The sequence below is a fragment of the Nocardia sp. CA-119907 genome (assembly GCF_050955995.1).
Taxonomy (GTDB): domain Bacteria; phylum Actinomycetota; class Actinomycetes; order Mycobacteriales; family Mycobacteriaceae; genus Nocardia.
This window is the reverse complement of sequence record NZ_CP192091.1, coordinates 8,226,156-8,241,751: the sequence shown is the minus strand read 5'-3', so window position 1 is coordinate 8,241,751 and position 15,596 is coordinate 8,226,156. Positions and strand designations below refer to the sequence as shown.

Below are 15,596 nucleotides of genomic sequence, written 5' to 3'. Positions count from 1 at the left end.
CGGGATGCGCGGACCGGGCTACCGGGCGACCGACCCCTCGAGATCAACGCCCGCGGTGCGCATGCGATCGAGGGCGGCGGTGGTGGTCTCGGGTGCCACGCCCGCGGTGAAGTCCAGCAGCACCCGGGTGCCGAACCCTTCGATGCGGGCATCGAGGGCGGTCGCGCGGACGCAGTGGTCGGTGGCTATTCCGACGATGTCGAGTTCGTCGATGGCGTGCTCGCGCAACCAGTCGGCCAGGCTGGCGCCGTCCTCGGTGGCGCCCTCGAAACCGGAATAGGCCGCGGAATATTGGCCCTTGGAGAAGATCTCCTGGATCGGCGCGGTATCGAGATTCGGGTGGAAATCCGCACCGGAGGTGCCGACCCGGCAGTGCGGCGGCCAGGTGTCGACGTAATCGGGATGTTCGGAGAAATGTCCGCCCGGATCGATGTGGTAATCGCGGGTCGCGACGACCGCACTGTAATGCGTGGAGTTCAGATAGTCGGTGATGCGACGGGCGACCGCGGCCCCACCGGTGACGGCGAGTGATCCGCCCTCGCAGAAATCGTTCTGCACGTCGACGATGATCAACGCTCGGTTCATGCCGACCTCACTTTCCCAGGATGTCATGCGCCGAGGTGTAAACGCTCGGGCTCCTGTCTGTGGATTACATTGTGCCGCCTGATCGATCGGGCGGGCCACGGCACCTGGAGGAACACGTGAACAGCACCGTCAGAATTTCGATCGCACTCTTCATCGGCTACACCGCCTATCTCGCCACCGCCTTTCTGCTCGGCGACCGCCCCGACGCGGCCGCTGACTGGGCGCGGCTGCTGATCAAGGGGGTCCTGATCGCGCTGATAGCGGTTTCGACCGTCGAATGGCTGGCCAAGCGGCGCAATGCCAAGGCCGCCACGTCCCCGGTCAGTTCAGAAATGTCGTCGGAATCGCCGGCTCCCCATCCGACAGTTTCAGGCCCTCCCACGGCAGGCTGACCAGCCCGCGCGAAACCAGTTTGCGACTGTCCGCGAGCGTGGGCAGTCCATCGACCACCTCGCCGCCGCGGACCAGCGGAACCAAGAGCTCGCGCATTTCGAATCCGTTTGCGGCGGGCTGCGTTCCGGCGGCCGGGTAGATGATCTCCTCGAACACGGTGCCGGTCCGGCGGGACAGCCGGACCGCCTTTTTGGTGCCGCCGCGCGACTCCTTGTGGCTGCTGCGTTTGGCGACGGGCAGCCCGTCCACCTCGACCAGTTTGTAGACCATGCCCGCGGTGGGCGCTCCGGACCCGGTGACCACCGACGTCCCGACGCCGTAGACATCGACCGGTTCGGCCCGCAATGCCGCGATCGCGTATTCGTCGAGATCGCCGGAGACCACGATGCGGGTCTTGGTCGCGCCGAGCCGGTCGAGTTGCTCGCGCACCTGCCTGGCCAGTACGCCCAGATCGCCGGAGTCGATACGGACACCGCCCAATTCGGGTCCGGCGACCTCGATGGCGGTGGCCACGCCCTTGGTGATGTCGAAGGTGTCCACCAGCAGCGTGGTGCCGATGCCGAGCGCATCGATCTGGCCGCGGAAGGCGGCCGCCTCGTGCGCGCCGTCCGCGGCGCTGTGCAGCAGGGTGAACGCGTGCGCGCTGGTGCCGGCGCCGGGCACGCCGAAGCGGCGCACGGCCTCCAGATTGGAGGTGGCGTCGAAACCGGCCAGATAGGCCGCGCGCGAGCTGGACGGCGCGGCGAGTTCGTGGGCCCGGCGCGAGCCCATCTCGATCATCCGACGCCCCGCGGCCGCGCTCACCATGCGTGCGGCGGCCGAGGCGATCGCGCTGTCGTGGTTGAGGATCGACAGGGCCAGGGTCTCCAGCAGGACGCATTCGGCGAAGCTGCCGCGCACCGAAAGAATCGGGGAGCCGGGGAAATACAGCTCGCCCTCCGGATAGCCGTCGATATCGCCGGTGAAGCGGTAGTCGCGCAGCCAGTCGACGATCTCGGAGTCCAGGAAGCCCGCCGCGATATCGAGCTCCGGTTCTTCGAAACGGAAGTGCGCCAGCGCGTCCAGCAGGCGGCCGGTACCCCCGACCACACCGTAGCGGCGACCATTTGGCAAGCGGCGGGCAAACACCTCGAAGCTGCAGCGGCGGTGTGCCGAGCCGTCGCCGAGCGCGGCCGCGAGCATGGTCAGTTCGTACTGATCGGTCAGCAGAGCGGTACTGCGCATGTCCACCAAGTCACTCTAAACAGCTGCCGCGCGCATGATAGGCCGGTGCTGCCGGGGCGTCCGCCAAATCCGGGTGTGTGGGTGTTGTGTATCCGGAGTCGAGTCGTACCCTGAGTGTTATGGCCTTGTGCAAAGCGAACGCGACACTGTCGGCGGCACAGGCGACTCCGGAGGCGGTCGAGTACACCGAGATCCTGGAGGCCGAGGACCGTCCGTGGGTGACGGTCGTCTGGGATGATCCGGTCAACCTCATGCACTACGTCGCCTACATCTTCCAGAAGCTGTTCGGCTACAGCAAAGCGAAGGCGACCGAATTGATGCTCAAGGTGCACAACGAGGGCAAGGCCGTGGTGTCGTCGGGTTCGCGGGACAAGATGGAACAGGACGTGCGAAGGCTGCACGCGGCGGGACTCTGGGCGACCATGCAACGGGATGACTGACCGTACGACTACGCTGACGTCAGTGCGGAAGTGGAGCCGGAAGAACTCGCTGAGCGGCCTCAAGCTGCGATCCGAGATGGACGCGCGTGAGGCGAGTGTGCTGCGGTCCCTGGTCGGCGCGGTCTCCGGGCTGCTGACCGAGCGGGCCGAATCCGCGCCCGCCGACGAACTCACCGAGCTGACCGGGTTGCGCAGCGGCAATACGACGCCGCCCGAGGATCCCCGGCTGCACCGGCTGCTGCCGGACTTCCATCGCAGCGAACCCGGTTCCCCCGACGCCGACCGCGCCGATCTCAATAGCGCCCTGCGCGGCCTGCACGAACCCGAGATCATCGATGCCAAGCTGGCCGCGGGGTCGGTGGTGCTGAATACAGTGCCCACCGACGGCGGGAAGATCGTGCTGACCCCCGAGCAGGCCGATGCCTGGCTGACCGCGCTCACCGATGTGCGGCTGGCATTGGGCACGGTGCTCGGAATCGATGCCGACACACCCGATCACCTCGAACCCGATGACCCGCGCGGGCCGCATCTGGATGTGTATCACTGGCTCACCTGGATGCAGGATTCACTGCTGCAGGCGCTCGCGCCCTGACTCTGCCGCGGCTGGCCGGAAGACGCCACCCTGGATCGGTGCCGAGTAGTCAGGAGCAGCAGCTGTGAATGCGCAAGCGGGACCGAGGAATTCGCTCACCGACGTCACCGGCCTGTTGGTCGGGCACCAGCACGCGATCGATTCGGACGCGACGCTGGGTTCCGGCGCGGCGACCGGCTGCACCGTCGTACACGCGCCCGGCGGTGCCATCGCCGCGGTCGATGTTCGCGGCGGTGGGCCGGGGACCAGGGAAACCGATCTGCTCGACCCGGGCAACACTGTGCGCCAAGTGAATTCGATCCTGCTCACCGGCGGCAGCGCCTACGGACTCGCGGCCGCCGACGGAGTGATGCGCTGGCTGGAGGAACATCGCGAGGGCATCCCGATGGATCCGGCCGATCCGAGCCGCGTGGTGCCCATTGTGCCCGCCGCGGTCATCTTCGATCTTCCGGTGGGGGACTGGGACATTCGCCCCACCGCTGACTTCGGGTTCCTGGCAGCCGAGGCGGCGGCGGTCGAGTTCGAGCGCGGTTCGGTCGGGGCCGGGGTCGGCGCGCGTGCCGGTTCGATCAAGGGTGGCGTCGGCACCGCGAGCGTGGTGCTCGGTGCGGGTGTCACCGTCTCGGCGCTGATCGTCGCCAACCCCGTCGGCTCGGTCTTCGACCCACGCACCGGCCTGCCCTGGGGCGTCGGCACCGACGGTCCCGAGCACTTCGGGCTGCACCCGGCAACCCCGGACCAACTGGCCGCGGCCAACGCGCTCCCGGTCAAGGGCACCGTCCTCAACACCACCATCGGTGTGGTCGCCACCGACGCGCCCCTGGACCCCGCGGGCTGCCGGCGCGTGGCCGCCACCGCCCACGACGGCCTCGCCCGCGCCATCCGCCCGGCCCACTCACCCCTGGACGGCGACACCCTGTTCGCCCTCGCCACCGGCACCGCCGAGATCACCGCCCTGCCGATGCCCCCGGCCTTCCCGGCCGATCTACTCCTCCTCGATGCCGTCTGCACCGCCGCGGCGGTTTGCGTGGAGCGCGCCATCGTCGACGCCATCCTCTCGGCCCACTCCGTCGCGGGCATTCCCGCCTATTCCGACCTCTTCCCGCGCTGATCCACCGGGGGCCGATGCGTCGGGGCGAACGCGATCTGGCCGACGAACGCGAAAGTGGGCGTGCGACTTGGGAACCGCGCTGGTCCGGGTGCCGGTGGGCGGGAACCTCCGGTTGCCGACGCCCGATCGCCGGTCGGTGTGGGCACCGCGAGCGCGGCCGCCGGAGGGGTACCGGCCGACAGGCGGCCGGGAATAGCCGAATATTCTTGGTCGTTGTCGGGTGCGTTGTGTCGGCGACTGTGGTGCCGAAATGCGGAAGGGTTTGACTCGTGCTGGTGATAAGGGCCGACCTCGTGGAGGCGATGGTCGCGCATGCGCGCGCCGATCACCCGGACGAGGCGTGCGGTGTCATCGCCGGTCCGGAGGGGTCCGATCGCCCCGAGCGGTTCATCGCCATGGTCAATGCCGAGCGCTCGCCGACCTTCTACCGGTTCGACTCCGGTGAACAGCTGAAGGTGTGGCGGGCCATGGACGACGCCGATGAGACCCCGGTGGTGATCTACCACTCGCACACCGCCACCGAGGCCTATCCGAGCCGCACCGACATCTCCTACGCGTCCGAACCGTTCGCGCATTACGTGCTGATCTCCACCCGCGATTCCGAGCAGCACGAGCTGCGCAGCTACCGGATCGTCGATGGTGTGGTCACCGAGGAGCCGGTCGAGGTCGTCGATGCGTACGAGACTGTTCAGTAACCCCATGTTCGTCGAATTCGAGGAGTCCCCGTGCCGGTAACCGTGTCCATCCCGACCATCATGCGTGGCCTCACCGGAGGCGAGAAGCGCGTCGACGCCCAGGGTTCGACCCTGTCCGCGCTGATCGAGAACCTCGACGCGAACCATCCCGGCCTCGCCGAGCGGCTGCTCAAGGACGGCAAGCTCAACCGCTACGTCAATATCTATGTCGACGACGAGGACGTGCGCTTCGCGGGCGGCCTCGAGGCGGAGGTTCCGGAGGGTGCGAGCGTCACCATCCTGCCCGCCGTCGCCGGAGGCTGATCAACCCCGTGGCGCGCTATGAATCGCTGATCGCGACCCTCGGCAACACCCCGCTGGTCGGGCTGCGCAATCTGTCCCCGCAGTGGGACGGGGAGCACCCGGTGCGGCTGTGGGCCAAGCTCGAGGACCGCAACCCGACCGGTTCCATCAAGGACCGCCCGGCCCTGCGGATGATCGAACAGGCCGAGACCGACGGCCGGCTCACGCCCGGCTGCACGATCCTCGAGCCGACCAGCGGCAATACCGGTATCTCGCTGGCTATGGCGGCCAAACTCAAGGGCTACCGGCTGGTGTGCGTGATGCCGGAGAACACCTCGGTCGAGCGTCGTCAGCTGCTGACCATGTTCGGCGCGGAAATCATCGATTCCCCGGCCGCCGGCGGTTCGAATCAGGCGGTCGCGCTGGCCAAGCAGATCGCCGCGGAGAATCCGGACTGGGTGATGCTCTACCAGTACGGCAATCCGGCGAACTCGTTGGCGCACTACGAGACCACCGGGCCGGAAATCCTGGCCGACCTCCCCGAGATCACCCATTTCGTCGCGGGTCTCGGCACCACCGGCACGCTGATGGGGACCGGGCGGTTCCTGCGGGAAAAGGTGCCCGGTATCGAGATCGTCGCGGCCGAACCGCGCTATGGCGAACTGGTTTACGGACTGCGCAATATCGACGAGGGCTTCATTCCCGAGCTCTACGACGAGTCCGTGCTGACCACACGCTTTTCGGTCGGCCCGTACGACGCGGTGCGGCGCACGCGCGAGCTGGTGCTCGAAGAGGGCATTTTCGCCGGCATTTCGACCGGTGCGATCCTGCATGCGGCGCTCGGCGTCGCGCGCAAGTGCGTGCGGGCGGGTCAGCGGGCCGATATCGCCTTCATCGTTGCCGACGGCGGGTGGAAGTACCTGTCCACCGGCGCTTATGACGGGACTCTGGAAGAGGCGGAAGAGCGCCTCGACGGCCAGCTCTGGGCCTGAGCCGTGATCCGATCCGGGCGCGATGTGTCCCGGTACTCTCGAAAGAGCGAGCCCTGGCGGGCAGCTCTCGACGGCCCGGGGACTCGCTCGACGAGGAGGTTGCGATGACCGGCGGTTCGGGAATCGGTTCGTCGTTCGATCCGGAGCGGATCGCCGCACTGCGTGCCCAACTGGGGCAGCCGATCGGTTCGACCCCGGGTGTGCCGACTCCGCCGAAGTCGAACAACTTCGCTCCCGTCGGACAGCTCTGGCTGCGCGCGGGTGTCATCATCACCGCATTCGTCGCCCTGCTCTACGGCGTCGAAGGCGTCGACACCCTCGACGACAACAAACTCGACTACAACGGCATCGAGCCGCGCGAGGCCGATGGCCTGTGGGGAATCCTCTGGGCACCGGTCCTGCACCACGGTTGGGACCACCTGTTCGCCAATACGCTCCCGGTACTCGTCCTCGGTTTCATCACCCTGCTCGCGGGCATCGGACGTGGACTGGCCGCCACCGCGATCATCTGGATCGTGGCCGGTGTCGGCGTCTGGTTCACCGGCGCCACCGGATCGGTGCATCTCGGCGCGTCCTCGTTGATCTTCGGCTGGCTCACGTTTCTGATCTCGCGCGGCTGGTTCGCCCGCAATATCGCCCAGATCGGTATCGGCTTGGTGGTGCTGGCGATCTACGGGTCGGTGCTGTGGGGTGTGCTGCCCGGACAGCCCGGAATCTCTTGGCAGGGGCATCTTTTCGGGGCGGTGGGTGGAGTGCTTGCTGGCTGGGTACTCTCTGGAGATGCACGTCGAAACCGTCGCGGGGATCGAGCCGGAGTCAATGCGTAGTCGCGGGATGTGCGCGGCTCGTAGTGGAATGTGGGGGATCGGTTCTTGAGTGAGAAATCGTCGTGGGAGCATGGGGGAATGCGCCTTACCGTCCTCGGGTGCTCGGGCAGTGTGTCCGGCCCGGACTCCCCTGCGTCGGGGTACCTGCTGACCGGGCCGGATATGTCGCCGGTGGTCATCGATTTCGGGCCCGGCGTGCTCGGCGCGCTGCAGCGCTATGCCGATCCCGGTGAGGTCGATATCTTCCTCACCCATCTGCACGCCGATCACTGCCTGGATCTGCCCGGGCTGCTGGTCTGGCGGCGCTACCATCCGACACCCCCGGCGGGACAGGCGATCGTGCGCGGTCCGTCGGACAGCGCGGTGCGCATCGGCAATGCCTCGGCCGAGGTCGGCGGCGAATGCGACGACTGGTCCGATGTCATCGATCACCGGACGTGGGTCGAGGGCGAGGCGGTTGAATTCGGCCCCGGCCATACGGTGCTCGCGCGCCGGATGTATCACCCGCCGGAGTCCTATGGACTGCGCATCACGACCGCGGCCGGACGGACCTTCGTCTACACCGGCGACACCGCCATGTGCGATGCGGTGCTGGAACTCGCGCAGGACGCCGACATCCTGATGTCGGAGGCGTCGTGGACGCACGATCCGGCGAATCGGCCGCCCGGCATCCATCTGTCCGGCACCGAGGCGGGCATGATCGCGGCGCGCGCGGGCGTGAAAGAGTTGCTGCTCACCCATATTCCGCCATGGACGTCGCGTGAGGATGTGATCGCCGAGGCGAAGGCCCAATTCTCCGGGCCGGTACACGCCGTGGCACCGGGCGAAACCTTCGACATCTGACCGGTTGCCGCGCGCGGCGGGTCGTATGACTAGGCTTGGCGCGTGTCGAGACGAGCCGATGGCAGGGCGGACGATGAGCTCCGCGAGGTACGGATCACCCGTGGATTCACCACGCATCCAGCCGGTTCGGTGCTGGTGGAGTTCGGGCAGACCCGAGTGATGTGCACCGCGAGCGTCACCGAGGGCGTGCCCCCGTGGCGTCGCGATTCCGGACTCGGCTGGCTGACCGCCGAATACGCGATGCTGCCCGCGGCGACGCATACCCGCAGCGGACGGGAATCGGTAAAGGGCAAGGTCGGCGGGCGCACCCAGGAGATCAGCCGGTTGGTCGGCCGGTCGCTGCGCGCCTGCATCGATCTGGCGGCCATCGGTGAGAACACCATCGCCATCGACTGCGATGTGCTGCAGGCCGATGGCGGCACCAGGACCGCGGCCATCACCGGTGCGTACGTCGCGCTCGCGGATGCGGTCACCTACCTGGGCGCGGCGGGCGGATTGGCCGACCCACAGCCGATCTCGTGTGCGATCGCGGCGGTGAGCGTCGGCGTCGTCGACGGCCGGGTGCGACTGGACCTGCCGTACGAGGAGGATTCGCGCGCCGAGGTCGATATGAATGTGGTCGCCACCGACACCGGCACCCTGGTGGAGATCCAGGGCACCGGCGAGGGCGCCACCTTCCCGCGCTCCACGCTGGACAAGATGCTCGACGCGGCACTGGCCGGATGTGAGCGGCTGTTCGTGGTGCAGAAAGAGGCGCTGGCGCTGCCCTACCCCGGCGTGCTGCCGCAGCCGTCCGAGTCGAAGAGGAAGTAATGTCGCGCCGCGTCCTGGTCGCCAGCCGCAATGCCAAGAAGTTGAACGAATTGCGTCGGATCCTCGCCGACGCGGGTATCGCGGGCATCGACATCGTGGGGCTCGACGATGTGCCCGCCTACGACGAGGCGCCGGAGACCGGTGCGACCTTCGAGGAGAATGCGCTCGCCAAGGCCCGCGACGGTGCGGCCGCGACCGGATTGCCTTGTGTGGCAGACGATTCCGGTATCGAGGTGGATGCGCTGAACGGGATGCCCGGGGTGCTGTCCGCGCGGTGGTCCGGCAGGCACGGCGATGACGCGGCCAATAACGAGCTGTTGCTGGCCCAACTCGGTGATGTGCCGGACGAGCGGCGCGGCGCGCGGTTCGTCTCCACCTGCGCGCTGGTGGTGCCCGGCGGTGCCGAGACCGTGGTGCGTGGTGAATGGCCCGGCTCGATCGGCCGCAAACCCGTTGGGGACGGCGGTTTCGGCTACGATCCGCTGTTCATTCCGGCGGGCGGCGATATCAGCGCCGCCCAGCTGACCCCGACGGAAAAGGACGCGGTCTCGCACCGCGGCCGTGCCCTCACCCGACTCCTTCCGGCGCTGTCGGCTCTGGCCTGATCCGACAGCGGTTGTCGGCGCTGGTCAGAGGTCGAAGTCTCGCTTGACCTTATTCGCGTTGACGTGCTCGACGAAGAACGACAGCAGCGGGATGGTGCCCGCGATCAGCGTGCCGATGGTGCGCAGGATCGGCCAGCGCACCTTGACCGCGAGGTCGGCGGTGACGAGCAGGTAGACGAAGTAGACCCAGCCGTGCACAACCGCGATCCAGTTCGGGGTGTGCACGTCGAAGCCGTACTTCGCGATCATCTCGCCGGTCAGCAGCAGCAGCCACAGGCCGGTCGTCCAGGCGAGGACGCGGTAGCGCAGTAGCGCGGGCCGGATCTTCGCGGCGGTGGCGCTCGCGGCGGTGGCGCTGGGCCGCGCCGCCTCGGTCGTCAGCGCCTGGCTGGATTCGGTTGAGTTCTCGCTGGCGGTCAACCGGCGCTCCTCTGCGTGTCGTGTAGGCCCGCATCCCGGACTTGTTGGTCGATGTCGCTGGCGTGTAGTTCGGCCAGATACCTGTTGTATTCGGCGAGTTCCGGATCGTCGTCCCGGACGGCCTTGGGACGCTCGGGCAGCAGGCCCGCCGGAATCTCGCGCGGTGCATCGGCTTTCGCGGATCGCCGCGCCGCGGTCCGCGCCGTCTTCGCGGGAGCCTGCTCGGCCGGCGGCTCCTGCGCGTTCTCGTCCGACTCGGATTCGGTCTCCAGTCGCACGAACCGGAAGTACGCGAAGATCGCGAATCCGGCGAACAGCGGCCACTGCAGCGCGTAGCCGAGATTCTGGCCGGTACCGCTGGCCGATTCGAACCGCTGCCACTGCCACCAGCCCAATGCCAGGCAGGCGAGAGCGGCCACGATCACCAGCACGATAAGGGCCGGGCGATTGTGTGCCGAGCGGCGGGGTGGAGCGGACACGGTTACTACGGTACCCGTCTACTACACGGTACGTAGGAGCAGGTCGGCGGCGCGGTCGCGCCTTTAGAACTTGTAGGTGATCCCGGTCATCCGCTCGGATTCCTCCCACAGGCGGCGCAGCAGCTCCGGGTCGTTCGACAGTTTGCTCGACGGCGAGGGCTCGACCGGCCCCTGGGTCTGGAACAAACGGTTCGGACCCCAGTAGATGGTGGGATCGGCATCGGGCATGGTGGCCGCGAACAGGGTGGAGTGGGCGGCCTTGGCGGGGGGATGACCGATGATGCGGATGAACGGCTTGCTGAACCGGTCCAGCGGGGTCTCGGTCCTGGCGAAGAGATCGGTCGCGGAGACGCCGGGGTGCACCGCGTAGGACCGCTTGGTGGATGCGGCCTCGGTCAGTCGCCGCTGGAGTTCGCGGCCGAACATCAGGTTGGCGAGTTTGGACTGGGCGTAGGCGAGATTGCGCTGGTAACGACGGTTCTCATAGTTGAGATCGTCGATCCAGAGTTTCGGGGTCTGCTTGTGCGCGATGCTCGCCAGGCTCACCACCCGATCGCGCAGGCGATCGAGCAGCAGTCCGGTCAGGGCGAAATGTCCGAGGTGGTTGACGCCGAACTGGGTCTCGAATCCGTCCTTGGTGCGCGAGAACGGGACGTTCATCAGACCGGCATTATTGATGAGCACATCGAATTCGCCGGTCTTATCGGCGAATTCGCGCACCGATGCCAGATCCGCCAGATCCAGTCGCTCGACCCGGATATCGCCATCGATCCGGTCGGCGATCGGCTGCGCCTTCTCGACATTGCGGCAGGCCATGACCACGGTGGCGCCCTTGCTCGCCAGCACGGTGGTGGTCTCGACGCCGAGGCCGCCATTGGCCCCGGTCACAATGAAGGTGCGCCCGCTCTGGTCGGGTATTTCAGTCGGTTTCCACGCCATGAGCCGACCTTACTCTGGAGTAAGTTCCAGGGGAAGGGCGGCGCGCATCCGATCGCGGATTTGAGTGGTGGCGCGGTGATTCGCTGCCGTGTCGCTGGATGACCGCGATGACGGCAACCAACCATACTGGGTCAATGACCGGTGCACTCGCTGTCGCCGAAAAAGTCCCTGAACCGTTGAGCAGGGCCAAGACCGATATCGTGTTCGCCACGATTGTGCTGGGTATGTTGCTGGCGGCCTTGGATCAGACGATCGTGTCCACCGCGCTGCCCACGATCGTCGCCGATCTCGGCGAGGCCGGGCGGATGGCGTGGGTGGTCACGGCGTATCTGCTGGCGGAGGCGGTGGCGACCGCGCTGGCGGGCAAACTCGGCGACCTCTTCGGTCGCAAGCTGATCTTCCAGCTCAGCGCGCTGATCTTCATTGTCGGTTCGATGATCGCGGGCCTAGCGAACGGGATGACGCTGCTGATCATCGCCCGCGGTATCCAGGGTTTCGGCGGTGGCGGCCTGATGGTCACCGCCATGGCGCTGATCGCCGACACCATTCCGCTGCGGCAGCGCGGCAAATATCAGGGTGCGCTCGGCGCCGTCTTCGGTGTCACCACGGTGATCGGCCCGACATTGGGCGGGCTGTTCACCGACCATGCCAGCTGGCGATGGTGCTTCTATGTCAATGTGCCCATCGCGGTGATCATGATCGCGATGGCCGCGCGCACCATCCCCCGGGTGCGGGCCGTCGTCAAGCCGATCATCGATTACGCGGGTATCGCTCTGGTCGCGGCCGGTGTCTCCTGCTTGATCCTCGGGCTGGAGTGGGGCGGACAGGAGTATCCGTGGGGCTCCCCGATGATCATCGGCCTGTTCGCGGCCGCGGTGGTGCTGCTGGGCACGTTCGTCGCGGTGGAGTTGCAGGCCAGGGAGCCGATGCTGCCGATGGGGCTGTTCCGCAGCCGCGTGTTCACGGTGTGCTCGATCCTCAGCTTCATCGTCGGGTTCGCGATGCTCGGTTCGATGACCTATCTGCCCGCGTATCTGCAGTATGTGAACGGTGTTTCGGCGACCGTGTCCGGTGTGCGCACCTTGCCGCTGGTGGTCGGGTTGTTCATCACATCGATCATCTCCGGGCAGGTGGTCGGCCAGACCGGTCGCTACAAGTACTTCCCGATCGTGGGCACGCTGGTGATGGCGCTCGGGCTGTATCTGATGTCGACCATGGGCCGGACCACCAGCGTGTGGTTGGAATCGCTGTACATGCTCGTACTCGGTCTCGGCCTCGGCCTGACCATGCAGGTGCTGACCATCGTCGTGCAGAACACCGTGCCCTACGCCCAACTCGGCACCGCGACCTCGGGTGTCGCCTTCTTCCGCACGGTCGGAAGTGCCTTCGGCACCGCCATTTTCGGCACGCTGTACACCCAACAGATCGGTCCCAATCTGACCGACGCGCTGATGCGGGTGCGCGTGGTACCGCCGGAGGTCGCCGCGAATCCGCAGTCGCTGCGGGCGCTGCCGACCGAGGTGTCGGCACCGATCGTCGACGCATACGCCGAGTCCATCGATCACGTATTCCTGTGGGTGGTGCCGGTGGCACTGGCCGGTTTCGTGGTCGCGTGGTTCCTGAAGGAAGTGCCGCTGCGCGATAGTGCGCGGACGGGTGCGACGGATGTGGGCGAAGGCTTTTCGATGCCGGAGCCCTCGGACCGCTTGGTGTACCTGGAGCGCGCCGTCTCGGCCACCATGCGCAAGGCGCGGGACGAGGGGCCCGTCGGTCCGCGCATCCTCGCCGACGCGGGCAGCGATCTGAGTCGCGGCGAAGCCTGGGCGCTGGGGCAGGTCTACCTGCACACCCGGATCAGGGGTGCGGCGACCCTCGACGCGATCGCGCAGGTGTACAAGCTGCCGGATGAGGTCATCGAACCGATCTACGACCGGGTGATCGGCCGCGGCTATCTGACCGAAGACGCTGGCGGCCTGCGACTTACCGATACCGGCCGGACCGAGGTCGACCGGATCCAGGCATCGTGGCAGCGCTGGCTCGGTGCCCGGCTCGACGACTGGGACTGCGCCGATCCCGCCGACCGGGCGCTGCTCGATCAGGCCTTGGCGAATATCGCCGCCAAACTCCTCGATGAGCAGGCCAGGGAGCAGGAAGTCGCGCACGTCTAGTACTTGTGCCCGAATACTCGTAGACGTATATTCGTAGACGAGTAAGGAGGTGTCCATGGCCACGAAGCGCAAGGTGAACAATCTGCTGGCGCTAGCGGTGCTCGCGACCGTCATCGAACGACCGATGCACCGCTACGAAATCGCTTCGAAGATGCGTGAGCACGGCAAAGACCGCGATATGGACATCAAGTGGGGCTCGCTGTACACCGTGGTGCAGAACATGGAGAAGGCGGGCTTCCTCGAGGTCGTCGGCAATGAGCGCGACGGTGCTCGGCCGGAACGCACGATCTATGCGATCACCGATGCCGGTCGGGCCGAAATGGCCGACTGGACAAGGGAATTGATCGCCGAGCCGGAACCGGAGCCCAGCCGGTTCGTTGCCGGACTCTCCGTCGTGGCGGCGCTGCCGCCGGATGAGGTCGTCGAGTTACTCGGCCAGCGCATAGGCGCGCTGAGCCGCACCATCGACGCTGCGCGCCGAGAACTCGATCAACTCGCGGCGGCCAATCTGCCCAGGCTGTTCGTCATCGAAGCCGAATACGGCGTGGCGATGCTGGAAGCAGAGGCGGCGTGGGCCGCGTCGCTGCGTGACGAGATCGCCGCTGGCACATTTCCCGGTGTCGATCTCTGGCGCCATATGCATGCCGTCGGCATGACGCCCGCCGAGGTCGGCGAACTGGTGGAAAGGGGGATGACGGAATAGACGTCCCGCTCCGGATTCCGGCATCGGGCGGAGCGATCAGTTGAGACCAGGCCCGGCGGGGTGCGGCAACACCGCCGCCGAGCCCGATGGAACCGTCTCGAACCGCGTCCGCATGCGCGCACCCGGCCACAAGGCTGGCAACCACAGGATAACTGGGTGTGCGGTGGGGCGGTCGGTTCGGGCTTCGAATGAACCCGTATCGCACACATTGGAGTACACCCATGTCCACAACGGAAACAGCCATTGTCATCGGCGGCGGTATAGCCGGGCCGGTCACCGCGACCGCACTGCACAAGGCGGGCATTGCCGCCCGCGTCTACGAGGCCTATCCCGGTCCGACGTTCGGCATCGGAAGTGGGTTGGCACTGGCGCCGAATGGTGTTGCTGCCCTTGATATTGTCGGCGCTGGCGATTTGATCCGCGCGATTGCGAGTCCGGTATCGCATACCCAGCTGTCGGTCGGCGGCAAAGTTTTGCGGATGCCCGACATGCCGGATGTGCCATCGTTGAAGATGGTCGACCGCAACGAATTACACCGGACGCTGCACGACCACGCGGTCGCCACGGGCATTCCCTTCGAATACAACAAGCGACTCGTACGCGTCGATGAGGACGCCGACGGCATTACCGCACACTTCGCCGATGGCAGTTCCGCCACCGCCGATGTGCTGATCGGCGCGGACGGCATTCGTTCCACCGTGCGCGGTCTCATCGATCCGAACAATCCGGGACCCGAGTACACCGGAATGATCGGATTCGGCGCGATGATCGACAATGAAATCGGACTCGAGTCGGAGACAATGGTTTTCGCATTCGGCAAGAAGGCGTACTACCTCTACGGAACGGTCGGCGACGATAAGATCATGTGGGGCGCGAATCTGCCGCACAAGGAGTATCTGTCGTTGACCGAGGCGCGGGCGATTCCGGCCGAGCACTGGTTGGGAATCCTGCGGGAGACCTACGCCGAGGACACCCCGGGCGGCGAATTCGCCAGAAAGACCACCGCCGAAAACCTGGAAACGACTGGGGCACTGCACATTATGCCGTCTGTGCCGACCTGGTACCGGGGGCGCATGGTGCTGGTCGGGGATTCGGTGCACGCGCCGTCCAATAGTTCGGGCCAGGGGGCATCGCTGGCCATCGAGAGTGCGGTGCAGTTGGCGCGGTGCCTGCGGGACCTGCCCGATCACCGCGCGGCCTTCGCCGCCTACGAGGGGGTGCGGCGGCCGCGAGTGGAGGGTGTCGCGGCTCGGGCGCGCAAGATCAATCACAGCAAGACGCCGGGACCGGTGGCACGCCGGATGATGTCATTGCTGATGCCGCTGCTGATCAAGGGGATGAACCCGGAGAAGACGATGGGTGTCGAGCAGCGGTATCGGATTGATTGGGATGCACCGGTGCAGCGGGAGTTGGCTGCTTCGAGGGCGTAGCGAGGTGCTGCCTGTCCCCTGGGAGTGGGGGCAGGCAGCATTTCGGTTCGGTTTC

General features: G+C 66.8%; 19 protein-coding genes. 14 read left to right on the top strand and 5 right to left on the bottom strand.

Annotated elements, in window-relative coordinates:
- Positions 1 to 18: 18 nt before the first annotated feature.
- On the bottom strand, positions 19 to 585 hold the full coding sequence (locus ACQP2D_RS37205) for a nicotinamidase (RefSeq protein WP_433685881.1): 567 nt from the start codon (positions 583 to 585) through the stop codon (positions 19 to 21).
- 116 nt (positions 586 to 701) lie between these two features.
- Between ACQP2D_RS37205 and ACQP2D_RS37200 the strand changes: the two genes are divergently transcribed.
- Positions 702 to 977, top strand: coding sequence for a hypothetical protein (locus ACQP2D_RS37200; protein WP_433680600.1), 276 nt, complete (start codon positions 702 to 704; stop codon positions 975 to 977).
- Here the strand turns inward: ACQP2D_RS37200 and ACQP2D_RS37195 are convergent.
- Complete coding sequence (locus tag ACQP2D_RS37195) at positions 907 to 2,202, bottom strand: nicotinate phosphoribosyltransferase (protein ID WP_433685880.1); 1,296 nt, start codon at positions 2,200 to 2,202, stop codon at positions 907 to 909. The genes ACQP2D_RS37200 and ACQP2D_RS37195 overlap by 71 nt on opposite strands.
- 119 nt (positions 2,203 to 2,321) lie before the next feature.
- Between ACQP2D_RS37195 and clpS the strand changes: the two genes are divergently transcribed.
- The 10 genes from clpS to rdgB all read left to right on the top strand — a co-directional run bounded on the left by clpS (position 2,322) and on the right by rdgB (position 9,402).
- Positions 2,322 to 2,642: an ATP-dependent Clp protease adapter ClpS gene (gene clpS / locus ACQP2D_RS37190; RefSeq protein WP_355182354.1), complete on the top strand. Its 321-nt coding sequence runs from the start codon at positions 2,322 to 2,324 to the stop codon at positions 2,640 to 2,642.
- Between the two features lie 22 nt (positions 2,643 to 2,664).
- On the top strand, positions 2,665 to 3,234 hold the full coding sequence (locus ACQP2D_RS37185) for a DUF2017 domain-containing protein (RefSeq protein WP_355182356.1): 570 nt from the start codon (positions 2,665 to 2,667) through the stop codon (positions 3,232 to 3,234).
- Positions 3,235 to 3,298: 64 nt separating this feature from the next.
- Positions 3,299 to 4,345 carry a P1 family peptidase gene (locus ACQP2D_RS37180; RefSeq protein WP_433680599.1) on the top strand — a complete coding sequence of 349 codons (1,047 nt, stop codon included), beginning with the start codon at positions 3,299 to 3,301 and terminating at the stop codon, positions 4,343 to 4,345.
- Between the two features lie 269 nt (positions 4,346 to 4,614).
- On the top strand, positions 4,615 to 5,040 hold the full coding sequence (locus tag ACQP2D_RS37175) for a Mov34/MPN/PAD-1 family protein (RefSeq protein WP_433680598.1): 426 nt from the start codon (positions 4,615 to 4,617) through the stop codon (positions 5,038 to 5,040).
- Between the two features lie 30 nt (positions 5,041 to 5,070).
- Complete coding sequence (locus tag ACQP2D_RS37170; RefSeq protein WP_354954923.1) at positions 5,071 to 5,343, top strand: MoaD/ThiS family protein; 273 nt, start codon at positions 5,071 to 5,073, stop codon at positions 5,341 to 5,343.
- A gap of 8 nt (positions 5,344 to 5,351) precedes the next feature.
- Entirely contained in the window at positions 5,352 to 6,314 is a 963-nt protein-coding gene (locus tag ACQP2D_RS37165; RefSeq protein ID WP_433680597.1) for a PLP-dependent cysteine synthase family protein, read from the top strand.
- A gap of 170 nt (positions 6,315 to 6,484) precedes the next feature.
- The gene (locus ACQP2D_RS37160; protein WP_433685879.1) at positions 6,485 to 7,141 is read left to right on the top strand and encodes a rhomboid family intramembrane serine protease; all 657 of its coding nucleotides are present in this window, start codon (positions 6,485 to 6,487) and stop codon (positions 7,139 to 7,141) included.
- A 78-nt stretch (positions 7,142 to 7,219) separates the two neighbouring features.
- Entirely contained in the window at positions 7,220 to 7,984 is a 765-nt protein-coding gene (locus ACQP2D_RS37155; protein ID WP_433680596.1) for a cyclic nucleotide-degrading phosphodiesterase, read from the top strand.
- 42 nt (positions 7,985 to 8,026) lie between these two features.
- Positions 8,027 to 8,797, top strand: a complete 771-nt coding sequence (gene rph / locus ACQP2D_RS37150) for a ribonuclease PH (protein WP_433680595.1) — start codon at positions 8,027 to 8,029, stop codon at positions 8,795 to 8,797.
- Positions 8,797 to 9,402: an RdgB/HAM1 family non-canonical purine NTP pyrophosphatase gene (gene rdgB / locus ACQP2D_RS37145; protein ID WP_433680594.1), complete on the top strand. Its 606-nt coding sequence runs from the start codon at positions 8,797 to 8,799 to the stop codon at positions 9,400 to 9,402. The genes rph and rdgB overlap by 1 nt, the downstream gene beginning before the upstream one ends.
- 24 nt (positions 9,403 to 9,426) lie before the next feature.
- Here rdgB and ACQP2D_RS37140 read toward each other — a convergent pair whose 3' ends face one another.
- The 3 genes from ACQP2D_RS37140 to ACQP2D_RS37130 all read right to left on the bottom strand — a co-directional run bounded on the left by ACQP2D_RS37140 (position 9,427) and on the right by ACQP2D_RS37130 (position 11,240).
- On the bottom strand, positions 9,427 to 9,783 hold the full coding sequence (locus ACQP2D_RS37140) for a DUF3817 domain-containing protein (RefSeq protein ID WP_433685878.1): 357 nt from the start codon (positions 9,781 to 9,783) through the stop codon (positions 9,427 to 9,429).
- A 35-nt stretch (positions 9,784 to 9,818) separates the two neighbouring features.
- Positions 9,819 to 10,301, bottom strand: coding sequence for a transcriptional regulator (locus tag ACQP2D_RS37135; protein WP_433680593.1), 483 nt, complete (start codon positions 10,299 to 10,301; stop codon positions 9,819 to 9,821).
- Between the two features lie 63 nt (positions 10,302 to 10,364).
- On the bottom strand, positions 10,365 to 11,240 hold the full coding sequence (locus ACQP2D_RS37130) for an oxidoreductase (protein ID WP_433680592.1): 876 nt from the start codon (positions 11,238 to 11,240) through the stop codon (positions 10,365 to 10,367).
- Between the two features lie 134 nt (positions 11,241 to 11,374).
- Between ACQP2D_RS37130 and ACQP2D_RS37125 the strand changes: the two genes are divergently transcribed.
- The 3 genes from ACQP2D_RS37125 to ACQP2D_RS37115 all read left to right on the top strand — a co-directional run bounded on the left by ACQP2D_RS37125 (position 11,375) and on the right by ACQP2D_RS37115 (position 15,541).
- Positions 11,375 to 13,408, top strand: coding sequence for an MDR family MFS transporter (locus ACQP2D_RS37125; RefSeq protein ID WP_433680591.1), 2,034 nt, complete (start codon positions 11,375 to 11,377; stop codon positions 13,406 to 13,408).
- Between the two features lie 55 nt (positions 13,409 to 13,463).
- Positions 13,464 to 14,111 carry a PadR family transcriptional regulator gene (locus ACQP2D_RS37120; RefSeq protein ID WP_433680590.1) on the top strand — a complete coding sequence of 216 codons (648 nt, stop codon included), beginning with the start codon at positions 13,464 to 13,466 and terminating at the stop codon, positions 14,109 to 14,111.
- A 221-nt stretch (positions 14,112 to 14,332) separates the two neighbouring features.
- The gene (locus tag ACQP2D_RS37115; protein ID WP_433680589.1) at positions 14,333 to 15,541 is read left to right on the top strand and encodes an FAD-dependent oxidoreductase; all 1,209 of its coding nucleotides are present in this window, start codon (positions 14,333 to 14,335) and stop codon (positions 15,539 to 15,541) included.
- Positions 15,542 to 15,596 lie beyond the last annotated feature (55 nt).

What these genes read in the sequence shown, in the direction of transcription:
- ACQP2D_RS37120 (WP_433680590.1), top strand. Translation starts at nt 13,464, where the DNA reads ATGGCCACGAAGCGCAAGGTGAACAATCTGCTGGCGCTAGCGGTGCTC.
- ACQP2D_RS37125 (WP_433680591.1), top strand. Translation starts at nt 11,375, where the DNA reads ATGACCGGTGCACTCGCTGTCGCCGAAAAAGTCCCTGAACCGTTGAGC.
- rdgB (WP_433680594.1), top strand. Translation starts at nt 8,797, where the DNA reads ATGTCGCGCCGCGTCCTGGTCGCCAGCCGCAATGCCAAGAAGTTGAAC.
- ACQP2D_RS37205 (WP_433685881.1), bottom strand. Translation starts at nt 585, where the DNA reads ATGAACCGAGCGTTGATCATCGTCGACGTGCAGAACGATTTCTGCGAG.
- ACQP2D_RS37130 (WP_433680592.1), bottom strand. Translation starts at nt 11,240, where the DNA reads ATGGCGTGGAAACCGACTGAAATACCCGACCAGAGCGGGCGCACCTTC.
- ACQP2D_RS37115 (WP_433680589.1), top strand. Translation starts at nt 14,333, where the DNA reads ATGTCCACAACGGAAACAGCCATTGTCATCGGCGGCGGTATAGCCGGG.
- ACQP2D_RS37155 (WP_433680596.1), top strand. Translation starts at nt 7,220, where the DNA reads ATGCGCCTTACCGTCCTCGGGTGCTCGGGCAGTGTGTCCGGCCCGGAC.
- ACQP2D_RS37195 (WP_433685880.1), bottom strand. Translation starts at nt 2,202, where the DNA reads ATGCGCAGTACCGCTCTGCTGACCGATCAGTACGAACTGACCATGCTC.
- clpS (WP_355182354.1), top strand. Translation starts at nt 2,322, where the DNA reads ATGGCCTTGTGCAAAGCGAACGCGACACTGTCGGCGGCACAGGCGACT.